Here is a 19,503-nt window from a genome sequence, read left to right as displayed (position 1 = left end):
GTGCCCGAGGCCTCCCGGCGGCCGGATTCCCAACCCTCCGCGATCTACATCGCGGCGCCCGAGGGGGACACCGGTAAGTCGACGATCGCGCTGGGAATCATGCACCATCTCGCCGCGACCGTGGCCAGGGTCGGGGTGTTCCGGCCGATCACCCGGTTCGGTGAAGACCGCGACTACATCCTCGAGCTGCTGCTGGCGCACAGCACCGCGGGCCTGCCCTACGAGCGGTGCGTGGGCGTGACCTATCAGGAGTTGCACGCCGACCGCGACGCCGCGCTCACCGACATCGTCGACCGGTACCACGCGATGGCCGAAGCGTGCGACGCGGTGGTGATCGTCGGCAGCGACTACACCGACGTCGCTAGCCCCGCCGAGCTTTCCGTCAACGCGCGCATCGCGGTCAATCTCGGCGCACCGGTGCTGCTGGTGGTGCGGGCCAAGGGGCGCACCGCCGAGGACGTCGTGCATGTCGTGCAGGCGTGTCTGGACGAGTTGGCCGCCCAGCACGCCCACACCGCGGCGGTGGTGGCCAACCGCTGCGAGCCGTCGCAGGTGAGCGCCGTCGCGGAGGCGCTGCACGCGGTCATCCCGCAGAGTTACGTGCTGCCGAACGAGCCGCTGCTGCCCGCTCCCGCGGTCTCAGACCTGCAGAAGGCGGTGAACGGAACCCTGGTCAGTGGTGACACCGCGCTGATGGGACGTGAAGTGCTGGGCGTGATGGTCGCGGGTATGACCGCCGATCACGTGCTGGAACGGCTGGCCGACGGGGTGGCTGTCATCACCCCCGGCGACCGCTCGGACGTGGTGCTGGCGGTCGCCAGCGCCCATGCGGCCGAAGGCTTTCCGTCGCTGTCATGCATGGTGCTCAACGGCGGGTTCGAGCTGCATCCGTCGATCAGCGCGCTGGTGGCCGGACTGCGGCTCCGGCTGCCCATCATCACCACCACGCTGGGCACCTACGATACGGCCAGCGCCGCGGCCTCGGCCCGCGGCCGCGTGACGGCCACCTCGCAGCGCAAGATCGACACGGCGCTGGAGCTGATGGACCGCTACGTCGATATCGGGGATATGTTGGCGCAGCTCGCCATTCCGATTCCGACCGTGACCACCCCGCAGATGTTCACCCACCGGCTGCACCTGCTGGCGCGCGCGGATCGCAAGCGGATCGTGCTGCCCGAAGGCGACGACGACCGTATCCTCAAGTCGGCCGGCCGCCTGCTGCAGCGCCAGATCGCCGACCTGACGATCTTGGGCGATGAAGCCGGAATCCGTTTGCGTTCAGCGGAACTCGGCGTGGAACTCGGCGACACGAAGGTGATCGATCCCCGCACCAGCGAATTGCGCTATCAGTTCGCCGACCAGTACGCCGAGTTGCGCAAGGCCAAGGGGATCACGGTCGAGCACGCTCGCGAGATCATGTGCGACGCCACGTATTTCGGCACCATGATGGTGCACAACGGCATGGTCGACGGGATGGTGTCCGGCGCCGCCCACACCACCGCGCACACCGTCCGGCCGGCCTTCGAAATCATCAAGACCATCCCCGACGTCTCCACCGTCTCCAGCGTTTTCTTCATGTGCCTGCCCGACCGGGTGCTGGCTTACGGTGACTGTGCGATCGTCCCCAACCCGACGCCGGAACAGCTGGCCGACATCGCCATCTCTTCGTCGCGTACCGCCGCGCAATTCGGCATCGAGCCGCGGGTGGCCATGCTGTCCTATTCCACCGGCGACTCCGGTGCCGGAGCCGATGTGGACAAGGTAAGGGCAGCAACGGAATTGGTGCGCTCCCGGGCTCCCGACCTGCCCGTCGAGGGTCCGATCCAGTACGACGCCGCGATCGAGCCATCGGTCGCGGCCGCCAAGCTGCGCGACTCGCCGGTGGCCGGCCGCGCCACCGTGCTGATCTTTCCCGACCTCAACACCGGCAACAACACCTACAAGGCGGTGCAGCGCAGCGCGGGGGCGATCGCGATAGGGCCGGTGCTGCAAGGCTTACGCAAGCCGGTGAACGACCTGTCCCGGGGTGCGTTGGTCGAAGACATCGTGAACACGGTTGCCATCACCGCGATTCAGGCGCAGGGTGCCCGTGGTTAACGCCGACCGGACTGTGCTGGTTATCAACTCCGGCTCGTCCTCGCTGAAGTACCAATTGGTCGAACCCGACTCCGGCAAGGCCCGGGCGACGGGCAACGTGGAACGGATCGGGGAGGAGTCGTCCCCGGTGCGCGACCACGACGCGGCGCTGCGGCAAGCGTTCGACGCGCTATCCGAGCAGGGCGTCGACCTACGCGATTGCGATTTGGTGGCGGTGGGCCACCGGGTCGTGCACGGTGGCCAGACGTTCTATAAGCCCACACCGGTGGACGACGCGGTGCTCGCCAAGCTGGACGAACTGTCGGAACTGGCGCCGCTGCACAATCCCCCCGCGGTCAAAGGGATCGAGGTGGCGCGCAAGCTGCTTCCGGACGTTCCGCACATCGCGGTCTTCGACACGGCGTTCTTCCATGACATGCCGCCCGCGGCCGCGACCTATGCGATCGACCGCGGCCTGGCCGAACGCTGGCGGATCCGCCGCTATGGGTTTCACGGCACGTCGCACCGGTATGTCAGCGAGCAGGCCGCCGCCTTCTTGGGCCGGCCCCTGCGCGGCCTGAAACAGATTGTGCTGCATCTGGGTAACGGTTGCTCCGCCTCGGCGATCGCCGGCACCCGGCCCCTCGACACGTCGATGGGCCTGACGCCGCTGGAGGGCCTGGTGATGGGCACCCGCAGCGGTGACATCGACCCCAGCATCGTCAGTTATCTCTGCCACACGGCGAAGATGGGCGTCGACGAGGTCGAATCCATGCTCAACCAGCGGTCGGGGATGCTGGGCCTGTCCGGCGAGCGCGACTTCCGTCGGCTGCGCACCATGATCGAATCGGGCGACGGCGCAGCCCAATTGGCCTACAGCGTGTTCACTCACCGGCTGCGCAAGTACATCGGCGCCTACCTCGCGGTGCTCGGACACACCGATGCCATCACCTTCACCGCCGGCATCGGGGAAAACGACGCGGCGGTGCGCCGCGACGCGCTGGCCGGGCTGGAGGAGTTGGGCATCGTGCTCGACGAGCGCCGCAACCTCGGCGGCGGGAAGGGCCCCCGGCAGATCTCAGCCGAGGCGTCGCCGATCGCCGTGCTGGTGATACCCACCAACGAAGAACTCGCCATCGCCCGCGAGTGCGTTGGCGCACTAAGCGGTTAGGAAGCCGAGGCTCTTGCGTCCGGCGCCGACGGATGGCGTGGGATCGGTCCCGACAGTTCGCGCGAGCAGCTCGTGGTACACGTCGCGAAAGTCGGTGCGGTACTTCAGGTCCCCGTTGTCGAGGTCGGTCAGGCTGGGTTCTTCGCCGTAGAACCCGCCCCGCACGGGAGCGCCCGCGACGAAGACGGGGCCGGCGGTGCCGTGATCCGTGCCTTGCGAGGCGTTGGCGCGCACCCGGCGCCCGAACTCCGAATAGGCCATCACGACGACGTTCGAGCCGGCCACCTGCCGCAGGAAAGAGGTGACCGCCTCGTCGAACGTCCCGAGCAGGCGCTGCTGCGTGTCGCGCTCGCCCGCGTGGGTGTCGAAGCCGCCCAGTTGCACCGTGTACACCCGGGTCGGCACACGGGCCCGCACTGCCCCGGCCACCATGCTCAGCTGCGTGGACAGCGAATTGCGCTGGTGTCCATCAGCTTTCACGGACGCGAAGGTCTTGCTGGTGGTGCGTGTGGCGCGGTACGACTTGCACACGGCGGCCATTGCAGGCGTGTCGTCAGGGTCGTCGATTCCGAGCGCGCCCAGCAGCGCGTCGAGCCCCTGTCTGCCGGGCGCCGGGGTGGTGGAAAGCGCGGCAGCAGTGAACTTTTCACCGACAGCCAGCGGGGGCAGGACGGGCCCGATGTTGACCGCGCGCAGCGGGTCGTCACCGGTAGCGTCCAGCCAGCGGCCGATCCAGCCCGTCGCCACGGGCTCGGCCGGTGACGCCGTCTGCCAGATGTCCATGGACCGGAAGTGGCTGTGGTCGGGCCGCGGATAGCCCACACCCCGCACGATCGCCAGTTGCCGCCGGTCCCACAGCTGGGCCAGGCCCTTCAGCGCGGGGTTGAGTCCCAGCGCATCGTCGAGGTGCAGGACGTCACCCGGGGCGTAGGCCAGCTCCGGCCGGGCATCGTGGTACGCGTTGTCCGCGTAGGGGATCAACGTGTTGATCCCGTCGTTGCCCCCGTAGAGCGTGACCAGCACCAGCACGCCCGCGCCGTCGGGCAGCGGCCGGTCCTGGGCCGCGCGCATCAGGTCGGGCCAACTGACGGCCACCGCCGTCGACAACAGGCCGGCCGCGCCGACGCCGGCGCTGGCAGCCAGGAATCTGCGGCGGTTCATCTCGGGCATCGTCGGATCTCGCTAGGAAGTCAGGTATTCGGGTGTGTTGACGGCGGCCGCCACCAATTGCGGTGGGGTGCGCACCAGGGGCCGCAGCGCATCGGCGGTGCGATCCGACCAGTCTCCGACACCGATCAAGTAGCCGACCGCGTCGATGCGGTCACGGGGTGCGGCGCTTTCGATGCCGGACAGGTCGCCGGCGTGCGCGAGCCGGCCAGCGGCCCGCAGCCGGGCCTCGACGCTGGCGGTGGACAGCCATACTTGGCCCTGGGGCCAGCCGCCGACGCTCGGCGGATAGAACGGCCGCTGCCCGAGCGCCCGCAATGTCGCGTCGGCGGTCTTGCGGATGGCCGGGTCGATGGGTACCCGCAGCGCGCGCATCACGCCGACGAGCCATTCGACCGGGCTGTTGACGACGGTTCCGCGGCCGCCGATGAATTCGTCGTCGGTGAGAATTGCCCGGGTCAGCGCTCGCAGGTCCCGGCCGGGGCCGTAGGCGGAGACCAGCCTGTCCAACGCGCGGCGTAACGGCGGATCGTCGGAGGCCAATTGCCGCCACAGCCGTCCCGCGACGTACTCCGCCGATTTCGGCTGCGCCAGCACGGCGTCGCAGAATCCGGCGGCGTCGAAGTCGCTTGTCTGCCCGAACAACGTCTTGGCCGTGCCGTCGTGGCGTCTGGATGCCATCGAGGTCCGGCCGTCGGCATCGATCACCCACCCCGTCAGCGCGCGGGCGCCGTTGCGCACGTCGTCCTCCGTGTAGCCGTTGCCGTGGCCCAAGGCGAACAGCTCCATGAATTCCCGCGCAAGGTTCTCATTGGGGGCCTTCGCGGTGCTGCTCTGCCCGTCCAGCCAGCGCAGCATCGCGGCGTCGGTGAGCATCGCGTAAGCCAGGGTCCGGAAGTCGCCCAGCGACAGGGTGCGCAGCTTCTGGTTCTGCGCGGCCATGTACCGGGCGACTCGAACCTTCTGCGCCGAGGTGGCAAAGTGGTTGTGCCACAGCAGGGTCAGCTTTTCGTGAAACGGCTGCCGCACGCTGACCATGCGGCGCAGCCACCAGTCGGACAGCGCGGCCTGCTGTTCGGACAGCTGCTGGTTGTACTGCTTGCGGGCCGCCGGCGCGGCGCCCTTCCCGGGCGGCGCGGGCGGCTGCAAAGCGGGCATCGGGGTGGCGACCGCACCCTGGTCCGCGTCGGGATTCGCCGCCAGCACGGCGTCGACGTAGCCCGGCCAGTCTGTGCTGAGCGCGGCGTCTACCTCGGGTCCGGTCGTCCCGAACCCGGCCCGCCGCAGCCCGCGGGCCGCGGTGATCCATGCGGTGGACTGCCCTGGCATGAGTCAACTTTGCGGTATGTACCTATGTTTTCCCTGTGTAGGGCTGCACACGACGTGAAAGGGAGAGCCGCCGATCTAGAACGTGCTCGTGGGCCGGACTTTGTTCGCCATGTCCACCAGCGCGTAGCGGTGGCGCTGGGTGGGCGCAACCCGGGCCAGGTTACGCAGCGCGGCCTCGACGCCCAGCCGCAGCCCGTGCTCGGTGAACGGGAAGCCGAGGATGTGGTTGGTGCTGGCCTTGTTGTCCTCCAGCCAGTCCATCGCGCAGCCCAGCACCAGCGCGCGGATCTGCAGCACGCGCGGTTCCGTCGGCGGCAGGGCCTCCACGCGCCGGGCGGCGTCGCGGATGTCCTCCTCGCTGATCTCGCTCTTCGTCCGCCCGGACAGCAGGGTGACCGCGCTGGTGAGGCGCGCGGTGGTGAAATGCCTTGAGGTGGGCGGCACCTCGTCCAGGGTGCGCACCGCGGCGGCTCGATCACCCTCGGTGGAAAGCCATCGGGCCAACCCGAAAGCCGCCGAGATCACCCCGTCGTTGGTCTTCCACACCGTTTGGTAGTACTTCTGCACGTCGACGTCGCCCGCCAGTTCGGCCGTCGCGGCCAACGCCAGCTTGGGCGCCAGCTCGCCGGGGAAGGTGTCCAGCACCTCGGTGAAATGCCTTGTGGCGGAGTCATAGTCACCGGTGAGGAGCTCGGCGACGGCCTTGTACCAGACCAATCGCCATTGCCAACCCACCCGCTCGGCGAGGTCGTCCAGCTTCCTGGTGGCCTTGGCCACGTCGCCCAGGTCCAGCAGCGCGCGGACTTCCATCAGCGGCAATTCGGTCGATTCGGAGACCTCGACGCCGTCGGCGTCCAGCGTTCCGTGCCGCGCCGCGCGCAACGAGTCCAGGGTCTGCACCGGCTGGGAGAGCACCGTCGCCTGCAGGACGGGAGCGGCGACGTCGGCCGGATCGACCAGCGGCACCTGCAGCGCGGTCACGATCTCGCGGGCCGTCAGCCGCTCCGAATGGACCTGGCCGTCCAGGTAGACGTCGGTGTGCGCGACGAGCAGGTCCACCCCGAACGTCGAGCGGCTCGGGGAAAAGACCGTCGACAGGCCGGGCCGCGGTATCCCGGTGTCCTGGGCGACCACCTCGCGCAGCACGCCCATCAGCTGGGCGGACATCTCCTCGGTGCTGCCGAACCGGCGCCGCGGGTCGGGATCGGTGGCCCGGCGCAGCAATCGGCGGAACGAGTCGTAGGTGGTGAGCACGGGGTCGTCCTCGGGCAGGCCGTCGACGTAGCGGCCGTTGCGGGTCGGCAGGTTCACCGTCAGCGCGGCGAGGGTGCGCCCCACCGTGTAGATGTCGGTCGCGATCGTCGGGCCGGTCCGCACGATCTCGGGCGCCTGGAAGCCCGGCGTGCCGTAGAGGTAGCCGAACGAATTGACCCGCGACACCGCGCCCAGGTCGATCAGCTTGAGTTGCTCCTCGGTGAGCATGATGTTCTCCGGCTTGAGGTCGTTGTAGACCAAGCCGATGGAGTGCAGATAGGTCAGCGCCGGCAGGATCTCCAGCAGGTAGGCGATGGCCTCGGCGACGGGGAGCTTCTTGTCCTTGCTGTGCTTGAGCGGCTGCCCGCCGATGTACTCCATGACGATGTAGCCGACCGGATTGCCGCTGCGGTCTTTGTGCTCGACGAAGTTGAAGATCTGCACGATCTGCGGGTGCACCACCTCGGCGAGGAATTGCCGTTCGGCCATCGCGATCGCCTGCGCCTCGGCGTCACCCGAGTGCACCAGGCCCTTGAGGACCACCGGGCGGTCGTTGACGTTGTGGTCGACCGCGAGATACACCCACCCCAGGCCGCCGTGCGCGATGCAACCCTTCACCTCGTACTGGTGTGCGACGATGTCTCCCGGATTCAGTTGTGGCAGAAAAGAATACGCACTGCCGCAGGCGGGGCACCAGCCTTCCGACGTCCCCTTGCTCTTTTTGCCGGAGCGGCCGACGGGCTTTCCACAGTTCCAGCAGAACCGCTTGGCCTCCGGCACCACCGGGCTGGTCATCAGGGCCTCGAGCGGGTCGATGTCGCGAACCCGGGGGATCTCGACCAGTCCGCCGCCGAGGTGTCTGACCGGCGGCAGCACCCGAGTCCCGATCGTCAGCCGGTCGTGCGCGTCACTGTCCAGGGTGCCCAGCGAGATGTGCGGAAAGTCATCGTCATCGTCATCGAAATCGGGACGGAACAACGCCTGGGTGGCCTGGATGCGCCCCGTCGTCGGGCCGCCGCCCTGCGTGTCCGGCGGTTGGGTGCCCGGGCTCACGTCTTCGGACCCGGATTCCGGCTGTTCGGTGTTCTCTGACTCGGTCATCAGTCCAAGTACCTCGGCGTGGGTGGGGCGGGTGCCGGCCCCAGCACGGTTAACCACTTGCGGTACAACGTGTTCCACGTACCGTCCCGGCGGATCCGCTCCAGCGTGCCGTTGACGAACCGCACCAGTGGGATGTTGGTGAGGTTGACCCCGATGCCGTAGGGCTGGGTCGCCATGTTCGGGCCGACGATGTGCAGGTAGGGGTCCTCTTCGACCAGCCCGGCCAGGATCGAGTCGTCGGTGCTGACGGCGTCGATCTCGCGCTGCTGCATCGCCACCAGGCAGTCGGCCCAGTTGACCACCGACACGACGATCGGGGGCGGGTCGATCTGGCGGATCCGGTGCAGCGAGGTCGTGCCCTTCGCCACGCAGACCCGTTTGCCGGACAGGTCGCCCACCTTGGTGATGGGGGAATCGCGCGGGGCCAGGATGCGCTGGTTGGCGTCGAGGTAGACGGTCGAGAAGTTCACCTGCTTGCGCCGGTCGCAGGTGATCGTCATGGTTTTGACCACCACGTCGACCTCGGAGTTCTGCAGCGCGGTGACGCGTTCGTCGGACGACAGGATGCGGTATTCGACGTGCGACGGGGCGCCGAAGATGTCGCGCGCGATCTCACCGGCGATGTCGACGTCGAAACCGGTGATCTCGCCCGTGATCGGGTCGCGGAAGCTGAACAGGTTGCTGCCGATGTCGAGCCCGACGATCAGCCGGCCGCGGGCCCGGATGTCGGCGACCGCGGCGTCGGCCTGGGCCTTGGTGGGGAAGGGCCGCAGGCTCGCCGTCAGGTCGCAGCCCTGGGCCGGGTCGTCCGCCGGCAGCGGCGGCTCCGGCGGCAGTTGTTGCATGCCGACCGGGGTGGGCGGCGGCAGCGTCGGCACGTTGGCCACCGTCAGCGATTCGGTGTGCCCGCATCCGGCCAGCACGACCGCCGTCGCGAGGACGGCGCCCGCCCGGGCCAGCCGCGTCCTCATCGGTACTCTCTCAGCCGCGGCCACAGGCCGAGCGCCACCGCGATGGCGGCCCCGAGGCTGAGCACCACGCCGCCGACCTGGGCGCCGGACAGCCCGCTGCGCGCGTTGAGGACGTCGTTGCGCAGGTGGGTGCGGCTCTGGTCGATGGCCTTCACCAGCTGGTCCTCGAGCTTGTCGAACGCCGGGGTGGAGTCGTCCTCGCTGCTGCCCAGGGCCACCTGGGTGGCCGCCCGGTAGTTGCCCACCGAGATATAGGAGCTGATCCGGTCGTTCGCCTGCCGCCAGCGCAACAGCAGCTGGTTGGCGCCTTCCAGGTCGGGTTTGTCGACGGCGTCGCTGCGGGCCATGTACTGGTCGAGCTGTTGGTGCATGGAGTCGATCCGCTGATAGAACGACTGCTTGCGCTTCTCCTCGTCCCCGCGGCGGATCAGCGATAGCGTCTCGTCGGCCCGTGCCTGCTGGGCGGTGATCGCGACGTTGGTCACGATCCGCAGCGAGTCGGCGGCCGTGTTCTTGGCGCTACGGCTGGCGGCCGTGGAGATGGTCAGCGCTGTTCCGACCCATACCACCATGACGAGGATAGCGAGGCCGCCCACGACCAGGCCGGGGTTGATTCGGCGCCGGGTGCGCCTGGCCAGCCATCGGTGCGCGAAGGCGCCGAAGACCGCGGTGGCGCTGACCACCAGGATGACCGGGGCCGGGATCTGAGTGGAAGCGGTGGTTTCCGCGTCCACCCGTTCGGACGTGGCCTGATACAGCTGGGCCGCGTCCGGCAGGATCGTCGACTGCATCAGGCCCGAGGCCTCCGACAGATACGACGACCCGACGGGGTTGCCCTCGCGATTGTTGGTGCGCGCGATTTCGATCAGGCCGGTGTAGACGGCCAGTTCGGCGTTGATCCGGCCCAGCAGCTGCACCAGCGGTTCGTCGGTGAGCCCACTCGACGCGCGAGTCACCGCGACCGACGCGTCGGTGATGGCCTGCTCGTAGCGCTGCCGGACCGGCGGCGGCTCGGCTTCGGCGATGAAGGCGGTGGCCGCCGCAGCGTCGGCCACCGACAGGGTGGTGTACAGCCGCCCGGCGGCGAACGACAGCGGCTCGGTGTGGTTGAGCACCGTGGTCAGCACCTGCTGCCGGTGGTTGATGGTGGTCGAGGTGGCGAACGCGCAGATACCGCCGAGCACCGCCAGGACGATCCCGATGCTCAGGATGCGGCCGGGCGTGGTGGAGATGAACCACCAGCGCGGATGGGCTGGTTCGGCCGGCGACCGCGACCCCTGCGGCTCTGTCGACGGGTGCGCCAGCTCGACCGTCACGTGTTATCAGCCCTCAACTTTCGCGGCCACTGGAACGCTGCACCAACCTCTATAAGCGAATTCTAAGAGAATCTTGCGGCGGATGGGTGGAGGCAGACCAATTGACCAGGCGATCACGTGCATATCCTGAACTCGTGCAGGGCGACGGTGACGGTTGGGTGGTCTCCCACAGCGGCGCCCATTACTGGGGTCGCTTCGGCGCGGCCGGTCTGCTGCTGCGGGCCCCGCGGCCGGACGGGACCCCCGCGGTGCTGCTGCAGCACCGCGCGGTGTGGAGCCATCAGGGCGGAACCTGGGGCCTGCCGGGCGGTGCCCGCGACAGCCACGAGACCCCGGAGGAGACCGCGGTCCGCGAGGCGCACGAGGAGGCCGGCCTGCACGGCGAGCTGCTGACCGTGCGGTCGACGGTGGTCACGGCCGAGGTCGGCGGGCTCGGCGGCGCGCGTTGGACCTACACCACCGTGGTCGCCGACGCGACCGAGTTGCTGCACACCGTGCCCAACGGGGAAAGCGCCGAGATGCGCTGGGTCGCTGAGGACGAGGTGGCCGAGCTGCCGCTGCATCCGGGCTTCGCCGCGAGTTGGCACCGGCTGCGCACGGCCACGGCCCTGGTGCCCCTGGGTCACGCCGACGAACGACGGCGGCACCTGCCCCGCACCATCGAGATCGAGGACGGCGTCTTCGTCTGGTGCATGCCGGGGGACGCCGACGAGGAGCCGTCGCACCTCAGTCGGCGGATCAGCTCGCTGCTGCAAGCGCCGAACTGAGCCGCTGCGCCGCGGCCAGGGGGTCGGCGGTCGCCGTGATCGCGCGCACCACCACGATCCGACGCGCGCCGGCGCCGAGCACCTCGGGCAGTCGCCGCTCGTCGATGCCACCGATCGCGAACCATGGCTTCTCGCCGCCGAGATCGGCGGCCGCCCGCACCAGCCCCAGGCCCGGCGCCTCGCGGCCCGGTTTGGTCGGGGTGGGCCAGCACGGGCCGACGCAGAAATAGTCCGCCGCGCCCTCGGCGGCCGCGGCGGCCTGGCCGGAGTCATGGCTGGACAGCCCGAGCAACATGTCGGGCCCGACGATTTCCCGGGCGGTCTCCAGCGGCAGGTCGCCCTGCCCCAGGTGCAGCACGTCGGCGCCCGCCGCGCGGGCGATGTCCGCCCGGTCGTTGACCGCGAACAGGGCGCCGTGCTGGCGGGCCGCCTCGGCCAGGATCTCGCACGCCGCCAGCTCGTCGCGCGCCTCGAGGGCCCCGAACCGCTGCTCACCGGGCGACCCCTTGTCGCGCAGCTGGATGATGTCGACCCCGCCGGCCAGCGCGGCGTCGGCGAACTCGGCCAAATCGCCGCGCTCCCGGCGCGCGTCGGTGCACAGATATAACCGCGCGGATGCCAGGCGGATAACTCGCTGATGCACACCGCGACGCTAGCGCGCTAGCGTGGGAGCCGAAGAACATACAGACACGGGAGTCCCGGGAACGGGGTCTGAGAGTGGGCGCGCCTGCCCTTACCGTCACACCTGATCCGGGTCATGCCGGCGAAGGGAGGCCCCAGGATGGACAGGATGCCATCAGACCCCGGGTCGCTGGCAGTCATCGGCGGCGGCGTCATCGGGCTGGCGGTCGCGCGCCGCGCCGCCCAGGCCGGCTGGTCGGTCCGGGTGCACCGCACTTCCGACAAGGGCGCGTCGTGGGTCGCCGGCGGCATGCTGGCCCCGCACAGCGAGGGCTGGCCCGGTGAGGAGCGGCTGCTGCAGCTGGGGCTGGAGTCGCTGCGGCTCTGGCGCGAGGGCGGTTTCCTGGACGGGCTCCCGGCGCAGGTGGTCACCGCCCGCGAGTCGCTGGTGGTCGCCGTCGACCGGGCAGACGTCGCCGACCTGCGCACCGTCGCCGACTGGCTGTCCGCGCAGGGGCATCCGGTGGTCTGGGAGTCGGCCGCCCGGGATCTGGAACCACTGCTGGCGCAAGGCATCCGGCACGGCTTTCGGGCCCCCACCGAGCTGGCGGTGGACAACCGCGCGGTGCTGGACGCCCTATCCGCGGAATGCGAGCGCCTGGGGGTGCGGTGGGCGCCGCCGGCGCACGACCTAACGGTCGACGGCGACGCGGTCGTGATCGCCAACGGCATCGACGCCCCCGCGTTGTGGCCTGGCCTGCCGGTGCGCCCGGTCAAGGGCGAGGTGTTGCGCCTGCGCTGGCGACGGGGGTGTATGCCCGTGCCGCAGCGCGTCATTCGGGCCCGCGTGCACGGGCGGCAGGTGTACCTGGTTCCACGTGCGGACGGGGTGGTCGTCGGCGCCACCCAGTACGAACACGGGCGCGACACCGCCCCGGTGGTCTCCGGAGTGCGGGACCTGCTCGACGACGCTTGTGCGGTGTTGCCCGCGCTCGGCGAATACGAGCTGGCCGAGTGCGCCGCCGGGCTGCGCCCGATGACACCGGACAACCTGCCCCTGGTGCAACGCCTGGACGAGCGAACCCTGGTGGCCGGCGGCCACGGCCGATCCGGATTCCTGCTTGCGCCGTGGACCGCGGAACAGATCGTCTCTCAACTGGCCCCGGTCGGAGCCCCGTCATGATCGTGGTGGTCAATGAGCAGCAGGTCGACGTCGACGAGCAGACCACGGTGGCCGCGCTGCTGCAGTCGCTGGGCTACCCGGACCGGGGCGTCGCGGTGGCGATGGGCGACGCCGTGCTACCGCGATCCAACTGGACGACAACGCTTTTCGACGGCGCGCGGCTCGAAGTGGTGACGGCGGTGCAGGGTGGCTGAATCGAAGCTCACGATCGGCGACCGCAGCTTCGCCTCGCGGCTCATCATGGGGACCGGGGGAGCGGCCAGCCTGGCCGCGCTGGAGGAGGCGCTGGTCGCGTCGGGCACCGAGTTGACCACCGTCGCGATGCGGCGGGTCGACGCGGAGGGCGGGACGGGCCTGCTGGACCTGCTCAACCGGCTCGGTATCACGCCGCTGCCAAATACCGCGGGGTGCCGCAGCGCGGCCGAGGCGGTGCTCACCGCCCAGCTGGCCCGTGAGGCGCTGAACACCAACTGGGTCAAGCTGGAGGTGATCGCCGACGAACGCACCCTGCTGCCCGACGCGGTCGAATTGATCCGGGCCGCAGAGCAATTGGTCGACGACGGGTTCGTCGTACTGCCCTACACCAATGACGACCCGGTGTTGGCGCGTCGGCTCGAAGACGCCGGATGCGCGGCGGTGATGCCGCTGGGTTCGCCGATCGGCACCGGGCTTGGCATCACCAACCCGCACAACATCGAGATGATCGTCGCCCGGGCCGGCGTTCCGGTGGTGCTCGACGCCGGCATCGGCACCGCCAGCGACGCCGCGCTGGCGATGGAGTTGGGTTGCGATGCCGTGCTTTTGGCCACCGCGGTGACCCGCGCCGCCGATCCGGCGACGATGGCGGCCGCGATGGCCGCCGCCGTCACCGCCGGCTATCTGGCCCGGCGGGCGGGCCGAATTCCCAAGCGCTTCTGGGCCCAGGCGTCCAGCCCCGAACGATGAAACGCTATGTCGCGCTGGGCAGTTCGATGGCCGCCGGCCCCGGCATCGGGCCCCGTGCCGCGGATGCCCCCTGGGGCTCCGGCCGCTCGGCGCGCAACTATGCGCACCTGGTCGCGCAGCGATGCGACCTCGATCTGGTAGACGTCACCTTTTCCGGCGCGACCACCGCCCACGTGCTTGCCGACCACCAGCGCGGCGCGCCGCCCCAGATCACCGCGCTGAACGGCTCGGAAGGCCTGGTGACCATCACGATCGGCGGCAACGACGTCGGCTACATCCCGCTGCTGATGGCCGCCTCCTTGCCGCGAGCCGTCCGGCGCCTGCCGTTGCTCGGTCGGCGCCTTTCCCTGCTGCTGGACCGGGACGCGCGGAATCAGGCCCTGGACGCGGTGTTCGAGTCGTTGTGCGCGGTCGGTCTCGGGGGGGGGGGGGGGGGCCCCCGGGGGCCCGGGGGGGGGGGGGGCGCCCTCAGGTCAGGGCGCGGTCGTTTCCGCGACACATAACCTATGCAGATGACACGCGGCAAACCGTCGCACTCGGTTATGCCTCGTGACGTCGACGGGGCTCAGCGCGCGAAATCCCACTGGCCGAAGTCGGGCGCCAGGACCTCGTCGATGTCCACGTTGATCCCGCCGAGCAGCGGGCTGGGGTTGCTCGGGCTGTTGACCACGGACTGGTAGAGCACAGCCGCGGGTTCGCGCTGTCCATGCGACCACGACTTCGTCTGCCACGCCCACCGGTGCCCGGGCGTGGTCGAGTTTCCTATGACGCCGTCGCGGATCGCCCAGCCGCACGCGCCGGCATGGCCGTAGATGCCGGTGCGACCCACGCCCAGGACCGAGTTGATTCCGCGAAACCATTGGACGGCAACGCTATTCCAGGTGTTGACGTCGATGTCGTCGTCGATGCTGAAAAAGATCGGGGCCGAGCCCGGGCCCCCGGCCGCGGCGTGCAGCCGCGATGCGGTCTGCGCATCGGCCACGCCGCCGTCGTAGCCGCGCGTGCAGTCCGAAGGGTCGGGCCACCCGGGTTTGCCGTACTGGAAGTTACTGACGATCTGGAGACCCGCCGCGCGCAGCGCGTCCGCGTACTCGCGCGTGATGGGCTTTGCCTCGAAATTGGCCCCCGGCCGTGACTCCGACACATAATTCACCACCCCGCCATAACCCGCGGATTTGATCTCGTCCGGGGCAATCCTGCGCTCGGCGAAATCGATCAGCCGCATGTCGGCGGCGAATGCCTTTGGCCCCGCGGTGTTGGTGGCCAGCGTTGCGAGGCCGAGTAAAGCCGGCGCGGCGGCAAATTTCAGGGCGTCGCGCCTCGACACCCATCGCGGCGCGCCGCGTTCGCCTGCTGCAGCCGAATCCTGCACCGCGCGATGGTAACAAATAGCGCCCGACCTGGGCGAACTGCGGCGCGGGCACACCGGCTGGCCCCGGGCACGTCGACGAAGCCATCGGCCGCCGACCCGAGCGCCCCGCTCGCCCCGCCATGGCGTCGGAGCTGTGCTCCCGCCGGCGCCCACCGGCTCATCACCTGCGGCTGGGTATAGCGTCGAATACCTCGTGCCGCGCGGGGGCCCGGCCGAACGGTTCAATCCCGTTCGGGGCCGAATGGCATGATCTTTGGGTGCCGGATTTCCGTCAGACCGTTTACCCGGGAGCCGGTGACGCCCGAGCTCGTTGCGCTCGATTAGGTGATCGAACTATAGTCTGGACACATGTCCAGTTTGCTGTCGCGGGGTTCGGGAGCCCGTTGACCGCGATGGATTCGGCGCCATTCCGCGGCCATTCACCAGCAAAGAAGAGTTGAGTATGCGAATTGCCCTGCTGTCCTACCGTAGTAAAACCCATTGCGGCGGACAGGGCGTCTACGTGCGCCATCTCAGCCACGGTCTGGTGGAACTGGGTCATGACGTCGAGGTGTTCTCCGGCCAGCCCTACCCCGACCTGCTCGACCCGCGGGTGCGGCTGACCAAGGTGCCGAGCCTCGACCTTTACCGCGAACCCGACCCCTTCCGCGTGCCAAGGCCCAGCGAGATTCGCGACTCGATCGACCTGTTGGAACTGCTCACCACGTGGACGGCTGGTTTTCCGGAACCCCGGACGTTCACCATGCGCGCCGCGCGGTTGCTGGCGGCCCGGATGGCCGACTTCGACGTCGTCCACGACAACCAGAGCCTGGGCACCGGGCTGCTCACCATCGCGGGTGCGGGACTGCCTGTGGTGGCCACCGTGCATCATCCCATCACCCGTGACCGGGTGCTCGACCTGGCGGCCGCGCGATGGTGGCGAAAGCCGTTGGTGCAGCGCTGGTATGGATTCCTGGCGATGCAGCAGCAGGTGGCGCGCCAGATCCCGGACCTGCTGACGGTCTCGTCGTCGTCGGCCGCCGACATCGTGAGCGACTTCGGGGTCTCGCCGGACCAGCTGCATGTGGTGCCGCTAGGCGTGAACACCGACTTGTTCAAGCCGGGATCCCTTCCCCGGCAACCTGGGCGGGTCATCGCGATTGCCAGTGCCGATACGCCGCTGAAGGGTGTGCGCACCTTGCTGCATGCGGTCGCTCGGCTGCGTACGAGCAGGGATCTCGAGCTGCGGCTGGTCGCCAAGGTGGAACCCAACGGGCCCACCCACAAACTCATCGCCGAGCTCGGAATCTCCGACATGGTCCACATCACCAGCGGGCTTTCCGACGCCGAGCTGGCCGCGTTGTTCGCCTCGGCCGAAGTCGCCTGCATTCCCTCACTCTACGAAGGGTTTTCGCTACCGGCGGTGGAGGCGATGGCCAGCGGAACGCCGATCGTCGCGAGTCGGGTCGGTGCGCTCCCGGAAGTCCTCGGCACCGACGGCGCGTGCGCCGAACTGGTACCGCCCGCCGACGTCGACGCGCTCACCCGTGCCCTCGGAGACCTGCTGGACTCGCCGGAGAAGCGACGGAGCCTGGGCAAAGCGGGACGAACCCGCGCGGTCAACGTGTTCAGCTGGGAAGCCGTGGCCGCCCAAACCGTGCGGGTGTATGAGCGGGCGATCGCACGCAACGCCGCCTCGGCCACTCCCGAAGGGGAAACGCAATGCTGACAGTCGATTTCGACCGGCTACGGGTGGGGCCGGCGACGAAGGTCATCGACGTCGGCTGCGGAGCAGGCCGGCATGCCTTCGAAGCGTACCGGCGCGGTGCCGACGTGGTCGCGTTCGACCGCGATGAGGCCGAATTGCGTTCGGTGGATACCATTTTGCGCGCGATGGCCGAAACCGGTGAGGCGCCTGCCGGTGCGTCGGCGAAGGTGGTGGTCGGTGACGCCCTGAAGTTGCCGTACGCCGACGAGACGTTCGACTGCGTGATCGCGTCCGAAATCTTGGAGCACATACCGCACGACGACGCCGCGATCGCCGAATTGATCAGGGTGCTCAAGGCCGGCGGCACTCTGGCGGTCAGCGTGCCACGCTGGCTTCCGGAGCGGGTGTGCTGGCTATTGTCCGACGAATACCACAGCAACGAGGGCGGCCACGTACGCATCTACCGGGCCAGCGATCTGCGCGCCAAGATCTCGGATGGCGGAATGGAATTGACGCATTCCCACCACGCGCACGCACTGCACTCCCCCTTCTGGTGGTTGAAATGCGCTGTGGGCGTGTCGAACACCGATCACCGAGCCGTGTCGGCGTATCACCAACTCCTGGTATGGGACCTGACGCAACGGCCGAAGATCACGCAGCTGGCGGAATCGCTGCTCAATCCGCTGGTCGGCAAGAGCGTGGCGATGTATTTCGTCAAACAACCGCCGGCCGAAAGCCAGGCGACGGTGGGATATTCAGTTGCGTCGGTCTAACCCACCATCGGTCCCGGGCGTCCTGAGTCCCGAGCAATGCCGTCGCACCGCGCTGTCGATCGCGGCCATGCAGGAGCCCACCGGGGCCATCCCCTGGTCTGAGGGGGGCCACACCGACCCGTGGGATCACGTGGAGTGCGCGATGGCGCTCACCGCCGCCGGGCTGCTGGAATCGGCGCGCGCCGCGTTCGAATGGAGCCGTCGCACGCAGCGGCCGGACGGCTCCTGGCCCATCCAGCTCCGCGCGGGCGTCGTCGAAGATGCCAACAGCGACAGCAACTTCTGCGCCTACATCGCCACCGGCGTCTGGCATCACGTGCTCGTCACCGGCGACCGGCGCTTCGCCGCTCAAATGTGGCCGGTCGTGCACAAGGCGATCGACTTCGTCATCGACTTACAGGTCGGCTATGGCGAAATCTGTTGGGCCCGTGGTGAAGCCGGCCCTTTGAACGAAGCGCTGCTGACCGGTTGCGCAAGCGTCTTTCACAGCATGCGGTGCGCCTTGGCGCTCGCGGCCCTGGTCGGCGAGCCTCAGCCGGAGTGGGAACTGGCGCTGGGCCGACTGGGACACGCGTTAGCCGCGCACCCCGAGGCGTTCACCGAGAAGGACCGCTACTCGATGGACTGGTACTACCCCATTCTCGGTAGCGCGCTGCGGGGGCCCGCGGCGGCCGCGCGCATCGAACAGCGCTGGGACGACTTCGTGGTCGGCGGACTGGGCATCCGCTGTGTGGTGGACCGACCCTGGGTAACCGGCGCCGAGACCTGCGAGCTGGTGATGGCGCTGGACGCCATCGGTCAGCGGTCCGCCGCCCATCGCCAGTTCGGCGCCATGCAGCATCTCCGCGAGGAGGACGGCTCTTACTGGACGGGTTTGGTGTTCGCGGACGGGAAACGCTGGCCCGAGGAGCGCACCACTTGGACGGGAGCGGCGATGATCCTCGCCGCGGACGCGCTGTCGAACACCACTGCGGGCGCCGGGATTTTCCGCGCCGAGGGATTGCCGATGGGTCTGCAGACCGACTTCGACTGCGAATGCGTCTCCACAGGTCCCGGCTGGTGACGTGAGTCCGGCTAGGTCTGCTCGCCCGGCTGACCGCTGACACGTTCCAGGACCCTTAGCGATCCGGTGGCCGAAACCTCCCGGAACTGTCCGGAATCGATAGCGCGACAGTAGATGTAGTAAGGGGGCCGTCCGCCGTCCCTGGGGTCCGGGAAGACGTCGTGAATAGCCAGCGCGCCGCCGACGGCCACCCACTTCGCCCATCCGTCGAAGTCCTGGTTCGCCGCGGCCTCACTGTGGCCGCCGTCGATGAACAAGAATCGCAGCGGTGACCGCCACCCGGAGGCGACGATCGGCGACTTGCCCACGACGGCGACGACGTGGTCGTCCAGCCCCGCCGCATCGAGCGTGCGCCGGAAGGTCGGCAGGGTGTCGAACAGCCCCGTGACCTCGTCGACCAACGCGGCATCGTGGTATTCCCAGCCGGCCTGGTGCTCCTCGGAGCCGTGGTGGTGGTCGATCGTGTAGAGCACGCCCGCGGTTTGTTGGGCCGCGGCGCCGAGCAACAGGGTGGATTTGCCGCAATACGTGCCGATTTCGACGGCGACTCCGCCGTCGAGATACCGCAGCGCGGCTTCGTAGAGCGCCCGTCCCTCGTCGGCGGGTAGGAACCCCTGCACCTGTTCGGCCAGCGCGAACAGGCGTTCGGGCGCACTCGCGTCGACGTGACTCATCAGCTGAACCTATCGTTCGCGCCACCGGTGCCC

17 protein-coding genes, 1 pseudogene and 1 riboswitch are annotated in these 19,503 nt (G+C 69.1%); of the genes and pseudogenes, 10 read left to right on the top strand and 8 right to left on the bottom strand.

Going from position 1 to position 19,503, the window contains the following annotated elements:
* Complete coding sequence (pta, locus tag A5756_RS16815) at nt 1–2,097, top strand: phosphate acetyltransferase (RefSeq protein ID WP_066954559.1); 2,097 nt, start codon at nt 1–3, stop codon at nt 2,095–2,097.
* Nucleotides 2,090–3,247 carry an acetate kinase gene (locus tag A5756_RS16810; protein ID WP_156659575.1) on the top strand — a complete coding sequence of 386 codons (1,158 nt, stop codon included), beginning with the start codon at nt 2,090–2,092 and terminating at the stop codon, nt 3,245–3,247. Before pta ends, A5756_RS16810 begins: the two co-directional genes overlap by 8 nt.
* Here A5756_RS16810 and A5756_RS16805 read toward each other — a convergent pair.
* From A5756_RS16805 to glnX, 5 genes are all read right to left on the bottom strand, one after another.
* Nucleotides 3,236–4,417: a DUF1501 domain-containing protein gene (locus A5756_RS16805; RefSeq protein WP_066954556.1), complete on the bottom strand. Its 1,182-nt coding sequence runs from the start codon at nt 4,415–4,417 to the stop codon at nt 3,236–3,238. The genes A5756_RS16810 and A5756_RS16805 overlap by 12 nt on opposite strands.
* Before the next feature lie 12 nt (nt 4,418–4,429).
* Nucleotides 4,430–5,743 carry a DUF1800 domain-containing protein gene (locus A5756_RS16800; RefSeq protein WP_066954553.1) on the bottom strand — a complete coding sequence of 438 codons (1,314 nt, stop codon included), beginning with the start codon at nt 5,741–5,743 and terminating at the stop codon, nt 4,430–4,432.
* A 75-nt stretch (nt 5,744–5,818) separates the two neighbouring features.
* Nucleotides 5,819–8,098 carry a serine/threonine-protein kinase PknG gene (locus A5756_RS16795; protein ID WP_066954551.1) on the bottom strand — a complete coding sequence of 760 codons (2,280 nt, stop codon included), beginning with the start codon at nt 8,096–8,098 and terminating at the stop codon, nt 5,819–5,821.
* The gene (locus A5756_RS16790; protein ID WP_066954548.1) at nt 8,098–9,069 is read right to left on the bottom strand and encodes a glutamate ABC transporter substrate-binding protein; all 972 of its coding nucleotides are present in this window, start codon (nt 9,067–9,069) and stop codon (nt 8,098–8,100) included. Before A5756_RS16790 ends, A5756_RS16795 begins: the two co-directional genes overlap by 1 nt.
* Nucleotides 9,066–10,385 carry a protein kinase G-activating protein GlnX gene (gene glnX, locus A5756_RS16785; protein WP_066954545.1) on the bottom strand — a complete coding sequence of 440 codons (1,320 nt, stop codon included), beginning with the start codon at nt 10,383–10,385 and terminating at the stop codon, nt 9,066–9,068. Before glnX ends, A5756_RS16790 begins: the two co-directional genes overlap by 4 nt.
* A 134-nt stretch (nt 10,386–10,519) precedes the next feature.
* Here glnX and A5756_RS16780 point away from each other — a divergent pair, with 134 nt between their 5' ends.
* The gene (locus A5756_RS16780) at nt 10,520–11,152 is read left to right on the top strand and encodes an NUDIX hydrolase (RefSeq protein WP_066954542.1); all 633 of its coding nucleotides are present in this window, start codon (nt 10,520–10,522) and stop codon (nt 11,150–11,152) included.
* On the opposite strand, the gene thiE is transcribed toward A5756_RS16780, so the two are convergent.
* Nucleotides 11,124–11,795, bottom strand: coding sequence for a thiamine phosphate synthase (gene thiE, locus A5756_RS16775; RefSeq protein ID WP_066954539.1), 672 nt, complete (start codon nt 11,793–11,795; stop codon nt 11,124–11,126). The genes A5756_RS16780 and thiE overlap by 29 nt on opposite strands.
* A gap of 36 nt (nt 11,796–11,831) precedes the next feature.
* Nucleotides 11,832–11,941, top strand: a riboswitch (TPP riboswitch).
* 1 nt (nt 11,942) lies between these two features.
* Between thiE and thiO the strand changes: the two genes are divergently transcribed.
* The 4 genes and pseudogenes from thiO to A5756_RS16755 form a co-directional block, all read left to right on the top strand.
* Nucleotides 11,943–12,956 carry a glycine oxidase ThiO gene (gene thiO, locus A5756_RS16770; protein ID WP_066954728.1) on the top strand — a complete coding sequence of 338 codons (1,014 nt, stop codon included), beginning with the start codon at nt 11,943–11,945 and terminating at the stop codon, nt 12,954–12,956.
* Nucleotides 12,953–13,150 carry a sulfur carrier protein ThiS gene (gene thiS / locus A5756_RS16765; RefSeq protein WP_066954536.1) on the top strand — a complete coding sequence of 66 codons (198 nt, stop codon included), beginning with the start codon at nt 12,953–12,955 and terminating at the stop codon, nt 13,148–13,150. The genes thiO and thiS overlap by 4 nt, the downstream gene beginning before the upstream one ends.
* Nucleotides 13,143–13,901 carry a thiazole synthase gene (locus tag A5756_RS16760; RefSeq protein WP_066954533.1) on the top strand — a complete coding sequence of 253 codons (759 nt, stop codon included), beginning with the start codon at nt 13,143–13,145 and terminating at the stop codon, nt 13,899–13,901. Before thiS ends, A5756_RS16760 begins: the two co-directional genes overlap by 8 nt.
* Nucleotides 13,898–14,317, top strand: a pseudogene (locus A5756_RS16755) (GDSL-type esterase/lipase family protein); the annotation flags it as partial. The gene A5756_RS16760 and the pseudogene A5756_RS16755, both read left to right, overlap by 4 nt.
* 149 nt (nt 14,318–14,466) lie before the next feature.
* Here the strand turns inward: A5756_RS16755 and A5756_RS16750 are convergent.
* Nucleotides 14,467–15,273: a DUF1906 domain-containing protein gene (locus tag A5756_RS16750; protein ID WP_066954530.1), complete on the bottom strand. Its 807-nt coding sequence runs from the start codon at nt 15,271–15,273 to the stop codon at nt 14,467–14,469.
* Between the two features lie 442 nt (nt 15,274–15,715).
* Here A5756_RS16750 and A5756_RS16745 point away from each other — a divergent pair, with 442 nt between their 5' ends.
* The 3 genes from A5756_RS16745 to A5756_RS16735 are packed head-to-tail and all read left to right on the top strand — an operon-like array spanning nt 15,716 to nt 18,796.
* Nucleotides 15,716–16,981, top strand: coding sequence for a glycosyltransferase family 4 protein (locus tag A5756_RS16745; RefSeq protein WP_066954527.1), 1,266 nt, complete (start codon nt 15,716–15,718; stop codon nt 16,979–16,981).
* Entirely contained in the window at nt 16,975–17,733 is a 759-nt protein-coding gene (locus A5756_RS16740) for a class I SAM-dependent methyltransferase (protein WP_066954524.1), read from the top strand. Before A5756_RS16745 ends, A5756_RS16740 begins: the two co-directional genes overlap by 7 nt.
* Nucleotides 17,720–18,796, top strand: a complete 1,077-nt coding sequence (locus A5756_RS16735; protein WP_066954521.1) for a prenyltransferase — start codon at nt 17,720–17,722, stop codon at nt 18,794–18,796. The genes A5756_RS16740 and A5756_RS16735 overlap by 14 nt, the downstream gene beginning before the upstream one ends.
* Nucleotides 18,797–18,807: 11 nt before the next feature.
* Here A5756_RS16735 and A5756_RS16730 read toward each other — a convergent pair whose 3' ends face one another.
* Entirely contained in the window at nt 18,808–19,470 is a 663-nt protein-coding gene (locus A5756_RS16730) for a class I SAM-dependent methyltransferase (protein ID WP_066954518.1), read from the bottom strand.
* Nucleotides 19,471–19,503: the final 33 nt, after the last annotated feature.

The sequence above is a fragment of the Mycobacterium sp. 852002-53434_SCH5985345 genome (assembly GCF_001667155.1).
Classification (GTDB): domain Bacteria; phylum Actinomycetota; class Actinomycetes; order Mycobacteriales; family Mycobacteriaceae; genus Mycobacterium.
Note: the sequence above shows the minus strand (reverse complement) of the source record. Positions and strands in the feature narration are given on the sequence as shown.